The sequence below is a fragment of the Kribbella sp. ALI-6-A genome (assembly GCF_001984195.1).
In the GTDB taxonomy this organism is placed as follows: Bacteria; Actinomycetota; Actinomycetes; order Propionibacteriales; family Kribbellaceae; genus Kribbella.
The window spans coordinates 1,249,234-1,265,394 of sequence record NZ_MTQN01000010.1; the positions used below are offsets into that span (position 1 = coordinate 1,249,234).

Here is a 16,161-nt window from a genome sequence, read left to right on the forward strand (position 1 = left end):
GAGACGTAGTGACCGGAGGGCAGCGGTGAGCCAGCCGAACTTCTCCCGACCTGGAGCGATCGACCTGTCGTCCTTGCGGCAGCCGCCCGCGCGTCCCGGCGGCCCGGGTGGGCCGGCCGGACCCGGCGGACCGGCTGGTCCCCGCGCCGGTGGACCCGGCGGTGGCGGACCCGGCGGTGGCGGCGGCGGTGTGACCGGCCCGTACGTGCTGAACGTGTCCGAGCCGACCTTCCAGTCGGACGTGATCGAGCGGTCGATCCAGCACCCCGTGGTGGTCGAGTTCTGGTCGTCGCGCTCCGAGGCCTCGCTGGCGCTCGGCCCGGTGCTGGCCCGGCTCTCGACCGCGTACGGCGGCAAGTTCGTGCTCGCCCGGGTCGACGTCGACGCCAACCCGCAGCTGGCCCAGGCGGTCGGCGTACAGAGCATCCCGCTGGTGATCGCGGTGCTGCGCGGGCAGGTCGTTCCGCTGTTCCAGGGCGCGCTCGGTGAGCCCGAGGCAAAGCAGTACCTCGACCAGCTGTTCACCGTCGCGGTCGCGAACGGCATCACCGGCCGCGCCGAGCCGGTCGGCCCCGCCGCTCCCGGCGACGAGGCCACCGAGCCCGAGTCGGACCCGCGGTACGAGGCGGCCGAGACCGCCCTGGCCGCCGGTGACCTGGACGGCGCGATCACGGCGTACGAGACGCTGCTCAAGGAGACGCCGAACGACGCCGAGGCGAAGGCCGGGCTGGCCCGGGTGCAGCTGGTGAAGCGGACCCGGGACGTGCCGGCCGAGGTGCGCACCCGCGCGGCCGACGACCCGAACGACATCGAGGCGCAGATGCTGGTCGCCGACGTCGACCTGATGGGCGGTCACGTCGAGGACGCGTTCGCGCGGCTGATCCGGACCATCCAGTCCACGGCCGGCGACGACCGCAACACCGTGCGGCTGCACCTGCTGGAGCTGTTCGAGGTGGTCGGCGGTGACGACGAGCGGGTGATCCGCGCCCGCCGGCAGCTGATGACCGCGCTGTTCTGAGCAAACGGGTGGCACCGGCCGGTGCCACCCGTTTTTTTGTCGTGCGGTGTGAACTATTGACACTTGTCTTCTCAGCTTCTGAGAATCATTCACATGTCCGCCGCCGAGTCCCCGCCGTCCAGCCTGGAAGCGCGCATCCGGGGACTGCTGCCGTCACTCAGCCCGGCCCAGACGCTGGTCGCCCAGGAAGTCCTGCGCGATCCCGCCGCGGTCGCGTCGTCCACGATCGGCGAACTCGCCGCCCGCTGCGGCACGTCGCTGCCGAGCGTCACCCGCTTCTGCCTCGCCCTCGGTCTCGGCGGGTACGCCGAACTCCGGCTCGCCCTCGCGGCCGAGGGCGGTCGCAGCAGCACCAGCTGGGAACGCGGCACCGGCACCGAAGTCAGCCCTGACGACTCCCTCGCCGACGTCCTGCGGACCCTTCTCCGCTCGGACACCAAAGCCCTGGAAGACACCGTCGCCCAGCTCGATGTCGGCGCGCTCGGCCAGGCGATCGACGCGATCACGGCCGCCCGCCGCATCGACCTGTACGCCGTCGGCGGCTCCGCGTCCGTCGCCGAGGACCTCCGGTTGCGCCTGCACCGCATCGGCCACGGAGCCAACAGCTGGAGCGACGTGCACAACGCTCTCACCAGCGCGGCGCTGCTCGGCCCCGGCGATGTTGCCCTCGGGATCTCCCACACCGGCGAGACCAACGAGGTTCTCGAACCGTTGCGCCGGGCCCGCGCCCAAGGCGCCACCACCGTTGCCGTCACCAACTATCCGCGGTCGCCGCTGGCCCGCGCCGCAGACCTGCTGCTGGTCACCGCCGCCCGCGACATCACCTTCCGCACCGGCGGAATGGCCGGCCGGCACGCCCAGATGATCGTGCTCGACGCCCTCTACCTGGGCGTCGCCCAGCGCGACTACCAGCAGGCCACCCAAGCCTTCGACCGCACCGCCGAAGCGGTCGCCGATCACCGAACACCCCACCGTTGAACTCCACCGCCCGGAGGAAACCATGCAGAGCCCTCACCAGAAGCTAGGCCCGAGCCGTCGCACGCTGCTGCTGGGCGCCGGAGCCGCGGCCGCCGCGACGGTCGCCGCCGGCCAGGCCCACGCGGCCCCCACAGCAGTTGCCCATAGCAATGATCTCGCGATCCCGTCGCCGGACGACCTGCCGCTGACCGGCGGCCCCGACTTCCCGATCGGCCTGTTCTGGCCGCCGCACCCCTACGCCAGTACGCCGCAGCGGTTCGCCGAGATCGCCGAGGCCGGCTTCGACTTCGTGATCTCCGGCAACTACGCCGGCGACGGCAACATCTTCCAGCACCAGCTCGGCCTGGCCCGCACCGCCGGGCTGAAGATGCTGATCTCCGACGACATCCAGATCCGCAACATGTCGCGCTGGTTCTCGATCTCCGACCAGCCCACCGACAACCTCAGCGTCACGCCCGCCGAGGCCCGCGAGCTCTACACCCGCGCCCGCGACGCGTACGGCCCGTACTCCTCGCTGGCCGGCTTCAACCTGTACGACGAACCCGGCGCGGGCTGGTTCGGCACGCTGGCGAAGGCGGTCGCGATCTCGCGCGAACTGGCGCCGCAACTGCTCCCGTACATCAACCTGTTCCCGTCCGACGACCCGGCGTACTACAACGCCTTCGTCGACGTGGTGAAACCGTCGCTGGTCTCCTTCGACCGGTATCCGCTGCTGTCGGACGGCCGGGAGGACGGCAACTACTTCCACAACTGGGCGATCGTGCGCGACGCCGCACTGCGCGCGAACGTGCCCGCCTGGATCTTCATCCAGACCCTCTCCTACCACGGCCACCGCGAGCCGACCGCCGCCGAGATGCTCTGGCAGATCAACATCAGCCTCGCGTACGGCGCCAAGGGCATCCAGTACTTCACCTACTGGACGCCGGAAGCCGCCCGCGGCGAGGGTTTCGGGCCGGCGCTGATCACCGTCGACGGCAAGCGCACCGCCCGGTACGCCGCCGCGAAGAACATCAACACGACCTGGCTGCACCCGGTCGGTCGCCGGCTCAAGCCACTGGTCTCGGAGTCCGTCGTGCACGCCAACGAGACCCCGCTGCCGAACAGCACCGTCGGCTTCACACCGACCGATCTCGTCACCGGGGTCACCGGCAATCCCACGGTGATCGGCACGTTCCGCTCCCGCGACGCCGCCGTGACCGACCGCTGGCTCCTGGTCGCCAACCGCTCGCACTCGGCCGCCGCCCGGACGACGCTCACCTTCAACTCCGACAAGGTGACCGGCGTGGACGTCTTCCATCCCGTCAGCGCCAAGTACGACGCCACCCGCGGAGCCGGTCTGCCGATCAGCCTCCCGCCCGGCGGCGCGCAGCTGCTCCACCTGCACACCCGCTGAGCCCTGGTCCGCTGCGCGAAACGCACTTTGGGCACCGTCCAGCCGCCGCGAACGCGGGAAGTTGGCCGGGCGGTGCACAAGGTCGGGCTCAGCGGACCTGCACAGAACCTTCACACGTCGTCCCCGACTCCTGACCAGTTCGGCTCCTAGGCTCGTCGCATGCCAGTCAACCCAAGCGGCGCCAGGATTCTCGTTGTCGAGGACGAGCCGGTGATCAACCAGGCCGTCACCGACCGGCTGCGCGGTTCGGGGTACGACGTCGTACAGGCCTGGGACGGGCCGGGCGCGGTGACGCAGTACGAGTCGACCGCGCCCGACCTGGTGGTGCTGGACGTGATGCTGCCCGGGTTCGACGGCCACGAGGTGTGCCGCCGGATCCAAGCGGGCCGCCCGGTCCCCGTGCTGATGCTGACCGCGCGTGACGACGAGGCCGACATCCTGGTCGGTCTCGGCGTCGGCGCCGACGACTACCTCACCAAGCCGTTCCGGATGCGCGAGCTGGTGGCGCGGGTCGGAGCGCTGCTGCGCCGGGTCGAGAGGGCGGCCGAGCTGGCGAACCGCTCGGACACCGACCTGGGTGACCTGCGCGTCGACGCCGCCGCTCGCCGGGTCTGGGCCGACGGCAACGAGGTCCACCTGACCCCGACGGAGTTCGACCTCCTGGTCTGCCTGGCCGGCAGTCCGGGCGCCGTACTGACGCGGGAGAACCTGTACGCCGAGGTCTGGGGCTGGCCCGGCGCCTCCGGGACCCGCACGGTCGACAGCCACGTGAAAGCGCTGCGCGCCAAGATCGGCGCCGACCGGATCCGTACCGTGCACGGCGTCGGCTACGCGCTCGAGCCCGGCGGTACGGCGTGACCGCCGACGCGCCGGGCGTCGTCGAGAGCGTCCCGCGCAGCGCGCCGCTGGACCAGGTGCGGTCGGTCAAGGCCAAGCTCGGACTGCTTGTTGCGGTCAGCACCATTCTCGCCTCCGTCCTGGCGGCGGTCGGTGCCGTCGGCGGTGTGCCGGTCTGGCTGAGCATTCCGGTCACCGTCGCTCTGGCTCTCGCGGTGACGCAGCTGCTGGCCGTCGGGATGACCTCGCCGTTGCGTGAGATGACCGCGGCGGCGCGCGGGATGGCGCGGGGCAACTACTCGGTCCGGGTCACGGCGACTTCGAGCGACGAGGTCGGCGAGCTGGGCCGGGCGTTCAACCGGATGGCCGAGGATCTGGCCGCGGTCGACCGCCAGCGCCGCGAGTTGGTGGCGAACGTCAGCCATGAACTCCGGACGCCGCTCGCCGCGCTGTGCGCCGTACTGGAAAACCTGGTGGACGGCGTCGCCGAGCCGGATCCCGTGGCGCTGCGGACTGCGCTCGATCAGGCCGAGCGATTGTCCGCGCTCGCCTCGGATCTGCTCGACCTGGCGCGGGTCGACGCCGGCAAGGCGAAGCTCACGACCACACAGGTGGCCGTCCAGGAGCTGCTGGATCGCGCCGTCGCCGAGGCGCGGGTGACCGGGCGAGAGGTCCGGTACGACGTCCGCGTGACACCGCCGGCTCTGACCGTCCCGGCGGATCGGGCGCGGCTGCAGCAGCTGATCGCGAACCTGCTCGACAACGCGTCCCGGCACAGCCCCGCCGGTGGCGAGGTCCGAATCGCCGCTCAGCAGACCGACGGCGGCTGGCGGCTGGAGGTCGCCGACGACGGGCCCGGCATTCCGGCCGCGGACCGGGACCGCGTGTTCGAGCGGTTCGGAACGCTGACCGAGACCGACGGCGGCGGCGGAACCGGCCTCGGGCTCGCGATCGCCCGCTGGGTCACCGACCTGCACGGCGGCACCATCCACTTCGTCGACCCGGAGCCGCGCCGTACCGGCGCCCGGGTGCGGGTCGACCTGCCGAACCGACCACGCCCGTTCGCCCACGCACCACGGAAGGCACAGGAAATACCGATGACAGAACCTGGGGACCAAGTCCGGCCGAGCACGGCATCCGCCGTCAAGACCACGTCCACGCCGATGACAGCCCCCACGGTGCGGGTGCCGGAGTCCGGCATGGACCTCATGTTCGGCAAGTTCTGGCCCGACGCGCGGGTGCCCGGCAACCTGCAGGTGGTGCTGTGGTGCCTGGGCGTCGGTCTGCTGGCCGGCATCGTGTTGCCGTTCCGCGATCTCGGACTGGGCACGTTCGTCGTCCTGCTGGCCGCCGGGGCAGTGATCCTCAACTTCAGCGTCAACCGCCGCTCCCGCTTCACACTGACCTGCGCCGCGCTGTGTGTGTTGCTAGCGGCAACAGTCGTCGTCCGCGACGCCGAGTGGATCGTGGTCCTCAGCCTGTTCGCCGGCGGCGCCCTGTGCGTGGCCGCCCTGGTGAACGGGCGCAGCGTGCCGGCCTTCGTCCTGGCCGGCATCGCCTGGCCGCTCGCCGGCCTGCGCGGCCTGCCGTGGCTCGGCCGCTCGGTGCGGACGGTCGGTGGCCTGCGGGCCAGCGCGGCGATGGTGCGTACGGTGGTGCTGTCCGCGGCGGCCGTTCTCGTTTTCGGCTTGCTGTTCTCCTCGGCCGACGCGGTCTTCGCCGAGTGGATGGGCGCGATCGTTCCCGATCTCGAGCTCGACTCGTTCATCCTCCGCGCGTTCCTGACGATCGCCGTCGGCGGCGTCGTGCTGGCCGCGACGTACCTCGGCATGAACCCACCCAACGTCGAGGTCGGCAGCGGTCCGGTACGCCCGGTGGCCCGCCGCTACGAGTGGCTCGCGCCGGTCCTGCTGGTCGACGGCGTCTTCCTGGTCTTCCTCGCCGCGCAGGCCACAGTGAGCTTCGGCGGCCACGACTACCTGGAACGCGTTACCGGCCTCACGTACGCCGAGTACGTGCACCAGGGCTTCGGTCAGCTCACGGTCGCGACGGCCCTGACCCTGCTCGTCGTCTGGGCCGCCGCCCGCAAGGCACCCCGTACGACGCCGGCCGACGTCGCGTGGCTGCGGGGATCGCTGGGCCTGCTCTGCCTGCTCACCTTGGTTGTCGTCGCGTCGGCGCTGTACCGGATGCACGTTTACCAGGAGGCCTACGGCTTCACCGAGCTCCGGCTGCTGGTGGATGTCTTCGAGGGCTGGCTGGGTCTGCTGGTGATCGGCGTGATGGTTGCCGGCGTCACCTTGAAGGCCGGGTGGCTCCCGCGCGCCGCTCTGCTCAGCGGCGCAGGTTTGCTGCTGATGATCGCGGCCATCAATCCCGACGCCTGGATCGCCCAGCACAACGTCGACCGCTACACCGAGACCGGCAAGGTGGACTGGTACTACCTGCGCGGCCTGTCCGACGACGCCGTACCGGTCCTGGCGAAGCTTCCGGAGAACGTCCGCGACTGCGCGTTGAGCGGCTACGAACGCAGCTCCGACGACTGGCTCGAGTGGAACCTGGGCCGCCACCGCGCCCAGTCGCTGCTCACTCCGGAGGCCACCGCTCGCGGCCTGACCGACGGTTCCTGCCCGAGCCACTAGAGCTCGACCTGCATCGAGCTGACGGTCTACGCCGTGAGTGTCGACGCCCGCGCTCCAACCGGCAGCCGATCCGGATCGGGAACCCAACGGTCCGGATCGGATGCCGAGGGCAGAGTGACCGAACGGAGCTTCCCGAGCAGCGCGGGCAGCATCGGATGGGGATTGCGACGGTGCCAGACAATCGACCACGGCAACAACGGGGTCGGTTCGACGATCGGGACTCTGCGCAGACCGCTGCCGGAGGCGTCGATGCTCATCTCACCCAGTCCGACGGCCCGCTTCTCCCGGAGGAACTGATCCACCAAGTGGCTCTGGCCGATCGCCGGAGCGGTGAAGCGCAACGGCACCTGGAATCGCTCGGCGAGCCGCTCCAGATAGCCGCGCCACTCGGCTGCGCCTGCTGGGTCCGGCATCGAGATGCCCCACGCGCGCAGGTCGGCCGGCCGCAACTCGCTCCGGTCCGCCAGTTCATGGTCCTCCGGCAGGAACGCGTGCAGCGGTTCCAGGTGAACGAGTCGCCGGGCGAGCTCGGCCGGCCACGGCCACGGCAGGTCGTGCACGCGTCCGAACGCCGCGTCGAGCTCCTGCCGCCGGACCGCCGGTACGGCGACCGCGAGGCCTTGCCGCATGCTCAGTTCGATCCGGAGCCGGGGATCGCGCTCGGTCGCCTCGCGGAGCATCCGCAACGGCGTGAACCGCTCGTCGTACACGTCGACGCGCAACGGCTGCTCGGTGCCCCGGACCGTCCCGACGGCCCGGTCGAAGGCCGCCACCGCTTCCCTGGCCAACGGCAGGAACCGGCGCCCGGCCGAGGTGAGCTCCACCGTCCGCGTGGTGCGCTCGAACAGCACGGTGCCCAGCGCCTGCTCGAGCCGGCGAACGCGCTTCGACAAGGCCTGCTGACTGAGGAACAGCCGCTCGCCCGCGCGGCCGAAGTGCAACTCCTCCGCGGTGACGACGAAGGCCCGCAGGCCGTCGATGTCGGCTGATCCCATGCGCTCCAGCCTCCGGGTGACAACCCGCGGTTGTCAATGAGGCTGTGATCGGTGTTGGACAGTGTCGGCGGCGGACCGCTTGGCTGGTGTCTTGTGGAGATCATCGAGGTCCGGCCTGAACTACACCTGCTGCTGCTCGAGTTCGGGCAGGCCTACCTGTGGAAGGACGCCGACGGACTGACTCTCGTCGACAGCGGAATCGCCACGTCGGGTGCGGAGATCGCCGAGGCCTTCGCGAGGCTGGGGCTGCGCACGGGCGACCTACGGAACCTGGTCCTGACCCACTTCCACGAGGACCACACCGGTGGCGCGGCGGAGGTCGGCACCTGGGGAGACGTCGTGGTGATGGCGCACCGGCAGGAGGCGCCGGTGATCCGGGGAGAGCTTCCGGCGCCGCCTCCAAACTTCACCGACGACGAGCGCGCCCTGCATCGCAGTCTCGGCGCGCACCTGCTGCCCGCCGCGCCACCCTGCCGCGTCGACCGCGAACTGGAGGACGGCGACGTGATCGACTTCGCCGGCGGCGCCCAGGTGATCGCCACCCCGGGTCACACCGACGGCAGCATCGCGATCCATCTGCCGGGGCCGGGCATCCTGTTCACCGGAGACACCGTGGCGCACGTCGACGGCCAGGTGATGCCTGGCGTGTTCAACCTGGATCGCGAGGAGCTGCTGCGTTCGTTCCACCGGTTGGCCGCCGTTCGGCCGCAGCTGGCTCTGGTCGGCCACGGGGAACCGATCGAGGATGCGCACCGCGGGCTGAACGCGGCCGCGAACCTGCTGGAGTCGAACGGGCCGCGTTAGTTGCTGTGGGCATCCGGTCCCGTGTAGATGCCCAGGGCCCGGAATCGGAGCGCGGGCTGGGCGTACTCCTCGATCGCGTGCGCGGTCCAGCCGATGATCCGCGCGAGGGCGAACAACGCCTCGCCGGCATCGGGCCGCAGACCGTGGGTGTGCATCATCGCGGCGACCGCGACATCGCTGTTCGGGAATCCCCGCACCTGCTCGGCCAGCGCCCGGACGGTTCTGGTCGCCGGGACGTCGCCCAGCAGTTCGAGCAGCAGTTCGGCCCTCGGGTCGCGGCGCCGGTAGAGCTTGTGGCCGAACCCAGGAATCGCCTGACCGGTGCGCAGCCGGCTGGACACCGCTGCGACCGGGTCGTCTTGTGCCTGGCGCAGAAAGTCGTAGGCGACCGACGTGGCGGCGCCGTGCAGCTGACCGTCGAGAGCGCCGAGCCCGGCCGACACCACGGCGTACAGGTTGGCCCGTGCGCTCGCAGCGACGCGGGCAGCGAGGGTGGACACCGCGAGTCCGTGGTCGGCGAGCAGGATGACCGCCGCGTCGAGCAGCTCGGGCCGCGGCGGTGCGTCGCTCCCGGTCGAGAGCTTCGGCCAGAGGTCGGCGCCGAAGGATTCCGTCTGGTGGTCGGGGCCGGGCAGAGCAGCGACCAGTACGCCGAGCAGCTTGGCCGCCGCCCGGGTGACGGCCTGCGGGGTCAGGTCGAACCGCAGCTGGTCGCCGGCTCCGAGGACCGCGACGGCGATCCGTAGTTTGTCGGTCAACCTCGCCCCGGGCGGGGCGGTCGTCATCGCTCGCCGGGCCAGCTCGACTTCGTCCGCGGGCGCCGGGAACCGAGCGGGCGACGCAAGGCGGCCGGTCCACAGCAGTGAGGCCACGGATTCGACTGTGTGGGTGCTGACGAGGTCGCGGACTCGGTGACCCCGGTAGAAGAGGTCGTCGTCGCTGATCAGCGTGAGCTGGGACTCGATGCGTTCGATGGCGCCGGGGTGGTCGACGGTCCGGCCGACGAGGCGGTCGACGTCGGCTTCGAGGAAGAGGCTGCCCCGCCGGCCGCGAGCCCGGGTGCTGGTGAGCAGACCGCGGCTGACGTACGCGTAGACGGTCTCCGGCTTCACCTTCAAACGAGCGGCCACTTCGGCGGTGGTGAGGTAATGCTCGTCACTCGAATCGGCCACGCCACGCTCCCTGCGCCACTCATGTTGACTTGATCAACATTGACAATAGTGGATTCGAAGATCAATTTGAATCCATGTCAATCAATATGGATCAACTCTTCGAGGTGCCGCCCGGGTTGCGGAACGTGGTGGTGACCGAGACCGAGCTCGGCGACGTACGCGGTGACGAGGGCTTCTACCACTACCGCCAGTACTCCGCGGTCGAACTGGCGCGGACGAAGACGGTGGAGGACGTCTGGTTCCTGATGCTCGAAGGGCGCTTGCCGACCGCGGAGGAGCGGGGGCGGTTCGTGGCCGAGGTCGCGCCCCTGCGAGTTCTCCCCGACGAAGTACGGGAGATCCTGCCGGCCGTCGCCGCAGCCGGCGTCGCGGAGAAGCCGCTGGCCGGGTTGCGCACTGCGTTGTCGGTGCTGGCCGCCGCGCGCGACCTGCCGCCGCTGTGGGACGCCGACCCCGCCCGGCGCAAGGCCGACGCGATGCTGGTTTGCGCGGTGACCCCGACAATCCTCGCCGCGCTGCACCGCTTGCGGCAGGGCGAGCAGCCGCTCGAACCGAGGGACGATCTGAGCGCGGCGGCGAACTGGTTGTATCTGGTCACTGGCAACGAACCGACGGCTGAGCAGGTCGCTGCGATCGAGGCCTACCTGATCGCGACGGTCGACCACGGGTTCAACGCGTCGACGTTCACGGCGCGGGTCATCGCGTCCACCGGAGCGGACGTGGTGTCGGCGGTGGCCGGCGCACTGGGGGCGTTCTCAGGCCCGTTGCACGGCGGCGCGCCGGACCGGGCACTGGCCAGCCTGGACGAGATCGGTACGCCGGAGCGGGCTGATGCGTGGGTACGCGCGAAGGTCGCGGCGGGAGACCGGATCATGGGCTTCGGTCACGCGGTCTACCGAACGGATGATCCGCGCTCGTTGATGCTGCGGGAGATCGCCCAAGGGCTTGGCGGGGAGCTGGTGGACTTCGCGGTCACTGTGGAACGGACAGTGGTCGACGTACTGGCTGAACTCAAGCCCGGCCGGAATCTGTACGCCAACGTGGAGTTCTACGCGGGTGTGGTGATGGAGCGCTGTGGCTTGCCGCGCTCGATGTTCACGCCGACCTTCGCGGTCAGTCGGGTGATCGGGTGGACGGCCAACATCCTGGAGCAGGCGGAGGACGGGAAGATCATTCGTCCGGCTGCGCGGTATGTCGGTCCGCCACCGCCGGCGCCGATCGATTGAGCGGAGGCGCCTCGAGGAATCCGACTACCTGCACTCGGTCGCCCACGCGCCAACGCGGCCGGGTGATCCGCCCGGCCACTCACTCGCCGATCACGTGCCTGCGGCCCGACCCCGCCTTCACGCGAAGCGGGCGCCAGCACGCGCACGAGAAGCGGGCGCCAGCACGCGCACGAGAAGCGGGCGACAGCACGCGCACCGCGGGCGCCAGCCCGCAACTGAACCAGGGGTGGGTGGGAGCAGGCACCGTAGCGAGCGCCAGCGAGCGGAGGCGCCCGCGTGGGGGGATCTTTCCCCGCCGTACGACCTAGCGGAAGTGGAGATCCGGGTTGGTGAGTTTGCCGAAGCGCAGCGCGAGCAGGTCTCGCGGATAGTTCTGCCGCAGCCGCCACGGGCCGGTGGTGCCCTGGCGGGGGAGGAGGGCGGCGGCTCGGCGGATGTAGCCGGAGGTGAGATCGACGACGGGACGAGCGGGCTTGTCATGCTCCTCAGCAGGGATCTCCGGCACACACATCCGCGTCCCAGTGCGGCTCATGTGGTTGAGCAGCCGGCACACGTACTGAGAGGTGAGGTCCGAGCGCAGCGTCCACGAGTTGTTCGTATAACCGATGCACCACGCAAGATTCGGCACCCCGCTGAGCATCATGCCCCGGTAGACGAAGGTCTCGTTGACGGCGACCGGCCGCCCGTCGACGGTCAGCGCGATCTTGCCCAGAGCAACCATCTGCAGACCCGTCGCGGTGACCACCACGTCCGCCGGCAGGTGCTCACCGGAGCGGAGACGAATGCCGTCGGCCACAAAAGACTCGATCTCGTCAGTCACGATCGACGCGGAACCACGACGAAACGCCTCGAACAGATCAGCGTCCGGCACCAAGCACAGCCGCTGATCCCAAGGCTTGTACCGCGGCACGAAATGCGGCTCAGCCGGAATCGACGGCGGCAACTCCCGCGCCGCCGCCTTGGTCAGGAACCGGGCCGCCGGCCCCGGCCAGCGCCGAAAAGCGCTGTACACCAGCGAACTGAAAGCAACGTTCTTCCCCCGAATGACATGATGCGCCAGCCGCTCCGGCAGGATCGCCCGCAGCCGATCCGAGACCGCGTCGTGCGCCGGCCGCGAGGCGATGTAGCTGGGGGAGCGCTGCAGCATCGTCACGTGCTCCGCCCGGTCGGCCATCGCCGGGACCAGCGTCACCGCGGTCGCGCCGCTGCCGATCACGACGACGCGCCGGCCGGTGTAGTCGAGGTCGGACGGCCAATGCTGCGGATGCACGACGCGACCCTCGTACGACGCGAGCCCGGGAAAGTCCACGACGTACCCGCTGTCGTAGTCGTAGTACCCGCTGCAGACGTAGAGGAAGTTGCAGGTGTACGACTCGTGCTCGGTCTCCACGGTCCACACCGCGTCGGCGGTCGACCACGACGCCGCGAGGACCTTCCGCCCGAACCGGATCTTCTGGTCGATCCCGTACTCCGCGGCCGTCTCGTGCAGGTACTCGAGGATCGACGGCCCGTCCGCGATCGCCTTCGCGGCCTTCCACGGATGGAACGGGAACCCGAGCGTGAACATGTCCGAGTCCGACCGGATCCCCGGATAGCGGAACAGGTCCCACGTCCCGCCGAGGTCCTCCCGCGCCTCCAGTACGGCGTACGAGCGCTGCGGGCTCTGCGTCTGCAGGCGGTACGCCGCGCCGATCCCGGACAGCCCGGCACCGACGATCAGGACGTCCAGGTGCTCCACGCATGCCTCCCTGTCGGCGGTCCGGGCCGCTTGTTGACTACTTCGTCAACACTACCCACCCGGGCCGAACGAGGCTGTACGCCAGGTCACGTGATCAGCACGCAAAGTCGTCGCATCGGTTTGTCGATTCCTTCGGCGGGCGTTCGTCAGCAAGATGTCAGCAGAACCCGAGACGAGGGAGCCCGTGATGGCGCAGTACATGTTCTTGCTCTTCGACAGCGAGGAGTGGTACGACCAGATCACGCCGGAGGAGTGGCAGCAGCAGATGAAGCTGCACGGCGACTTCATGGCGGCGGTGGAGGCGGCCGGGGCGTCGATCGTCAGTTCGGCCGCGTTGCTGCCGTCGTCGACGGCCAGCACGGTCAAGCAGGGCGACGGCGAGCCGCTGGTCACCGACGGCCCGTTCATCGAGACCAAGGAGGCGCTCGGCGGCTACTACCTGATCGAGGCGACCGATCTCGATCAGGCGCTCGCCCTGGCCAAGCTGGTTCCGTCGGGCAACATCGAGGTCCGCCCGGTGATGGACACCTCGGAGAACGCCGAACCGCCTGCCTAGCCATTGCGGATGGTGGGATCTCCACCTCAGGGAGATCCCACCATCCGGGCAGAAGGAGCTGAAGCCTTGGGAGTCAGCGCGAGGCTGGTCGCCGAGCGGGTCGAGGCGGCGCACCGCGAGTGCTGGTCGGTGGTGCTGGCCGCCACCGTGCGGGTGACGCGCGACCTGGACCTGGCCGAGGACTGCGCGCAGGAAGCGTTCGTCCGGGCGTTGCGCGCCTGGCCCGAGGAACTGCCCGACAACCCGGCCGGCTGGTTGACGACGGTCTCCAAGCGGCTGGCCCTGGACAAGCTGCGCCGGGAGACGACGCTCCGGCGCAAGCTGCCCCTGCTCGTCGAAGAACCAGGCGAGGTGGAGCAGCCGACCGATCCGCTTCGGCTGGTCTTCACCTGTTGCCACCCGGCGCTGGCGCGCGATTCCCAGGTCGCGCTGACGTTGCGCCTGATCTGCGGGCTCACGACGCGCGAGGTCGCGGCAGGGCTGCTGATCAGCGAGGCCACGGCGGCCGCGCGGATCACCCGCGCGAAGAAGAAGATCGCGGCGGCCGGCATCCCGTACCGGATACCCGCCGACGACGAGCTGGCGAGCCGCCTGGACGTCGTACTGACGGTGGTACAGCTGGTCTACACGGCCGGCCACATCGCGGCGGGGCCCGAGCTGACGCGCGCCGATCTGACCGGCCGGGCGCTCGAGCTGGCGCAGCTGCTGGTGCGGCTGATGCCTGACGAGCCCGAGCCGCAGGCGTTGCTCGGTCTGCTGCTGATGACGCAGGCCCGAGGGGACGCGCGGGTGAGCGAGGACGGCGAACTCGTGCTGCTCGCCGACCAGGACCGGTCGCGGTGGGACGTCAGGTTGCTCGCCGAGGGCGTCAGCCGTGCGACGGCGGCGCTGCTGAAGGCCGACCCGCCGGGGCGATTCGCATTGCAGGCGGCCGTGGCCGGGCTGCACGTGACGGCGCCGTGCTGGGAGGAGACCAACTGGGCGCAGGTCGTCCGGATGTACGACGCGATGCTGCTCGGCTGGCCGTCGCCGATCGTCGCGCTGAACCGGGCGGCGGCACAGAGCCTGGTCCCCGGCGCCGACCTGGCCGCGGTGCTCGGCGAATTAGATGCCCTGAGCAAGGAACCGGCGCTCAAGGCGTACGCCTACCTGCCGGCCACGCGAGCCGACGTACTGGCTCGCCTGCACCGCCCGGCGGAGGCCGCCGCGGCCTACGACGCGGCGATCGCCCTGACCGCGAACGGTGCCGAACAACGCTTCCTGCGCCGCCGACGGGCCTCGTTGCCGACGGCGAATCCCGGTGCTTGACTGGAGTATGAGCTATTCCGGTCAGTTCCAGGGGCAGGGTGTGCCGCTGTCGCCGTCGGAGGAGAAGACGTGGAGCATGCTCGCCCACGTCGGGGTGTTCGTCGCGGCCTGGTTCGCGATGGGGTTCCTGTGCCCGCTGGCGATCTGGCTGATCTTCCGCTACCGCTCGGACTTCGTCCGCCGGCACGCGCTGGAGTCGCTGAACTTCCAGATCTCGCTGCTGATCTACGGTGTTGTCGCGGCGATCCTGGTGCTGATCACCTTCGGGCTCGGTGTCCTGATCGTGCTGCCGCTGGTCGCGATCGGCGCGGTCGCCGCGATCGTCGTCATCGTCCGCGCCACGATGGCCGCCTCGGACGGCCGCGACTACCGGTATCCGTTCACGCTGCGCTTCGTGAAGTGATCAGTGTGAAGTGATCAGTACGGCGAACCGTCGCGCAGGTTGTGCAGCTTGGTCGGCTCGGCCAGCAGCACCGGGAGCCGCCGGGCGTTGAGCGGCGAGACCAGGCCGGCCAGGTCCTCCGGCGCGTACCAGTCCAGGCCGAGGATCTCGAAGCCGTCGGGGTGCAGGGTCGAGATCAGCGACGGGTCGTGCTCGCCGCCGTCGTACAGGATCTCGATCGCGTCGCCCCAGCCCTCCCAGCGCGGCAGCCAGTCGATCGCGAGCACGCCGTTGACCGGCAGCGCGATCCCGAGCTCCTCCTCCATCTCGCGGCGCGCACCGGTCAGCGGGTCCTCGTCCGGCTCGACCACACCGCCGGGCAGCTCGAGGTCCTTCTTGTAGCTGACCTTGCACAGCAGCACCCGCCCGGCGGGATCGCGGACGACGACGTGCGCGATCACCCGCTTCTTCGGCAGCACCGAGTCCATCAGCGCGGTCCAGCCCGACAGCGTGTCGGCCCGCGGATCGTCCCGGCGCAGGCCGTAGACCGTCACGTCCCGCCGCTCACCCTGCAGCACGGCGCCGCCCCGCAGCAGCCCTTCGCGCCGGAACCCGGAGCGGATCGCGACCCGCGCCGCGGCCCGGTTCTCCGGGTCGACCTCCACCTGCAGCCGGTCCAGGCCGAGCTCGCCGAACGCGTAGACCACCAGCAGCCGGACCGCGCGCCGCGCGACCTGCCGGCCCCGGTACGGCTTGTACGTCGTCCAGGTGACCGCGCCGACCCCGGTCGAGATCCGCCGGATCTCGACCGTGCCGACCGGTCCGGACTCACCGGCCAGCTCGACCACGAAGTTCACCGCCGACCGGTCGTCGGCGTACGCGCGACGGGACCGCTCGACCGCGTCGGCCAGGTCCGACCGCTGCGGCGTACGGGTCAGGCCGAACCAGCGGACCATCTGGTCGTCGGTCAGCCCGTGCGCCGCGTCGATGTCCTCGTCGCGCCAGGGACGCAGCGTCAGATCCCCATCGGTCAACGTCGGTTGCGGCGGCACACCAGTCACGTCGGGAACGGTACCCGACGCAACTTCTCCGCTCCCGCAAGCATCGATCCA

14 protein-coding genes are annotated in these 16,161 nt (G+C 70.4%); 10 read left to right on the plus strand and 4 right to left on the minus strand.

Annotated elements, in window-relative coordinates; translation table 11 throughout:
• Positions 1 to 25: 25 nt before the first annotated feature.
• The 5 genes from BWI15_RS20310 (at position 26) to BWI15_RS20330 (ending at position 6,868) form a co-directional block, all read left to right on the plus strand.
• Positions 26 to 1,018 (plus strand): tetratricopeptide repeat protein, encoded by a 993-nt coding sequence (locus tag BWI15_RS20310; protein WP_077015931.1) that lies wholly within the window; start codon positions 26 to 28, stop codon positions 1,016 to 1,018.
• A 93-nt stretch (positions 1,019 to 1,111) separates the two neighbouring features.
• Complete coding sequence (locus BWI15_RS20315; RefSeq protein WP_083750887.1) at positions 1,112 to 1,996, plus strand: MurR/RpiR family transcriptional regulator; 885 nt, start codon at positions 1,112 to 1,114, stop codon at positions 1,994 to 1,996.
• Between the two features lie 22 nt (positions 1,997 to 2,018).
• Positions 2,019 to 3,389, plus strand: a complete 1,371-nt coding sequence (locus tag BWI15_RS20320) for a hypothetical protein (protein WP_077015932.1) — start codon at positions 2,019 to 2,021, stop codon at positions 3,387 to 3,389.
• Positions 3,390 to 3,548: 159 nt separating this feature from the next.
• Entirely contained in the window at positions 3,549 to 4,247 is a 699-nt protein-coding gene (locus BWI15_RS20325; protein WP_077015933.1) for a response regulator transcription factor, read from the plus strand.
• Positions 4,244 to 6,868 carry a DUF4153 domain-containing protein gene (locus BWI15_RS20330; RefSeq protein ID WP_077015934.1) on the plus strand — a complete coding sequence of 875 codons (2,625 nt, stop codon included), beginning with the start codon at positions 4,244 to 4,246 and terminating at the stop codon, positions 6,866 to 6,868. The genes BWI15_RS20325 and BWI15_RS20330 overlap by 4 nt, the downstream gene beginning before the upstream one ends.
• A 26-nt stretch (positions 6,869 to 6,894) precedes the next feature.
• On the opposite strand, the gene BWI15_RS20335 is transcribed toward BWI15_RS20330, so the two are convergent.
• A complete protein-coding gene (locus BWI15_RS20335) occupies positions 6,895 to 7,863 on the minus strand; it encodes a LysR family transcriptional regulator (RefSeq protein WP_077015935.1) in 969 nt (322 codons plus the stop codon).
• Positions 7,864 to 7,956: 93 nt separating this feature from the next.
• Between BWI15_RS20335 and BWI15_RS20340 the strand changes: the two genes are divergently transcribed.
• The gene (locus BWI15_RS20340) at positions 7,957 to 8,667 is read left to right on the plus strand and encodes an MBL fold metallo-hydrolase (RefSeq protein ID WP_077015936.1); all 711 of its coding nucleotides are present in this window, start codon (positions 7,957 to 7,959) and stop codon (positions 8,665 to 8,667) included.
• Here BWI15_RS20340 and BWI15_RS20345 read toward each other — a convergent pair.
• Positions 8,664 to 9,839, minus strand: a complete 1,176-nt coding sequence (locus BWI15_RS20345) for a citrate synthase (protein WP_077015937.1) — start codon at positions 9,837 to 9,839, stop codon at positions 8,664 to 8,666. The genes BWI15_RS20340 and BWI15_RS20345 overlap by 4 nt on opposite strands.
• Positions 9,840 to 9,868: 29 nt before the next feature.
• Between BWI15_RS20345 and BWI15_RS20350 the strand changes: the two genes are divergently transcribed.
• Positions 9,869 to 11,065, plus strand: a complete 1,197-nt coding sequence (locus BWI15_RS20350; RefSeq protein ID WP_237771365.1) for a citrate/2-methylcitrate synthase — start codon at positions 9,869 to 9,871, stop codon at positions 11,063 to 11,065.
• Positions 11,066 to 11,369: 304 nt separating this feature from the next.
• On the opposite strand, the gene BWI15_RS20355 is transcribed toward BWI15_RS20350, so the two are convergent.
• Positions 11,370 to 12,803 (minus strand): flavin-containing monooxygenase, encoded by a 1,434-nt coding sequence (locus BWI15_RS20355; protein ID WP_077015939.1) that lies wholly within the window; start codon positions 12,801 to 12,803, stop codon positions 11,370 to 11,372.
• Between the two features lie 187 nt (positions 12,804 to 12,990).
• Here BWI15_RS20355 and BWI15_RS20360 point away from each other — a divergent pair, with 187 nt between their 5' ends.
• From BWI15_RS20360 to BWI15_RS20370, 3 genes are all read left to right on the plus strand, one after another.
• On the plus strand, positions 12,991 to 13,359 hold the full coding sequence (locus BWI15_RS20360; RefSeq protein WP_083750888.1) for a YciI family protein: 369 nt from the start codon (positions 12,991 to 12,993) through the stop codon (positions 13,357 to 13,359).
• 66 nt (positions 13,360 to 13,425) lie between these two features.
• Positions 13,426 to 14,667, plus strand: a complete 1,242-nt coding sequence (locus BWI15_RS20365) for an RNA polymerase sigma factor (RefSeq protein WP_237771366.1) — start codon at positions 13,426 to 13,428, stop codon at positions 14,665 to 14,667.
• 7 nt (positions 14,668 to 14,674) lie between these two features.
• A complete protein-coding gene (locus BWI15_RS20370; RefSeq protein WP_077015941.1) occupies positions 14,675 to 15,070 on the plus strand; it encodes a DUF4870 domain-containing protein in 396 nt (131 codons plus the stop codon).
• A 14-nt stretch (positions 15,071 to 15,084) separates the two neighbouring features.
• Here BWI15_RS20370 and BWI15_RS20375 read toward each other — a convergent pair whose 3' ends face one another.
• Positions 15,085 to 16,110 (minus strand): NUDIX hydrolase, encoded by a 1,026-nt coding sequence (locus BWI15_RS20375; RefSeq protein WP_077015942.1) that lies wholly within the window; start codon positions 16,108 to 16,110, stop codon positions 15,085 to 15,087.
• Positions 16,111 to 16,161 lie beyond the last annotated feature (51 nt).

Bases quoted from the DNA above. Each gene is read 5' to 3' on its own strand.
- BWI15_RS20315 (WP_083750887.1), top strand. From the start codon at position 1,112: ATGTCCGCCGCCGAGTCCCCGCCGTCCAGCCTGGAAGCGCGCATCCGG.
- BWI15_RS20320 (WP_077015932.1), top strand. From the start codon at position 2,019: ATGCAGAGCCCTCACCAGAAGCTAGGCCCGAGCCGTCGCACGCTGCTG.
- BWI15_RS20325 (WP_077015933.1), top strand. From the start codon at position 3,549: ATGCCAGTCAACCCAAGCGGCGCCAGGATTCTCGTTGTCGAGGACGAG.
- BWI15_RS20335 (WP_077015935.1), bottom strand. From the start codon at position 7,863: ATGGGATCAGCCGACATCGACGGCCTGCGGGCCTTCGTCGTCACCGCG.
- BWI15_RS20360 (WP_083750888.1), top strand. From the start codon at position 12,991: ATGGCGCAGTACATGTTCTTGCTCTTCGACAGCGAGGAGTGGTACGAC.
- BWI15_RS20370 (WP_077015941.1), top strand. From the start codon at position 14,675: ATGAGCTATTCCGGTCAGTTCCAGGGGCAGGGTGTGCCGCTGTCGCCG.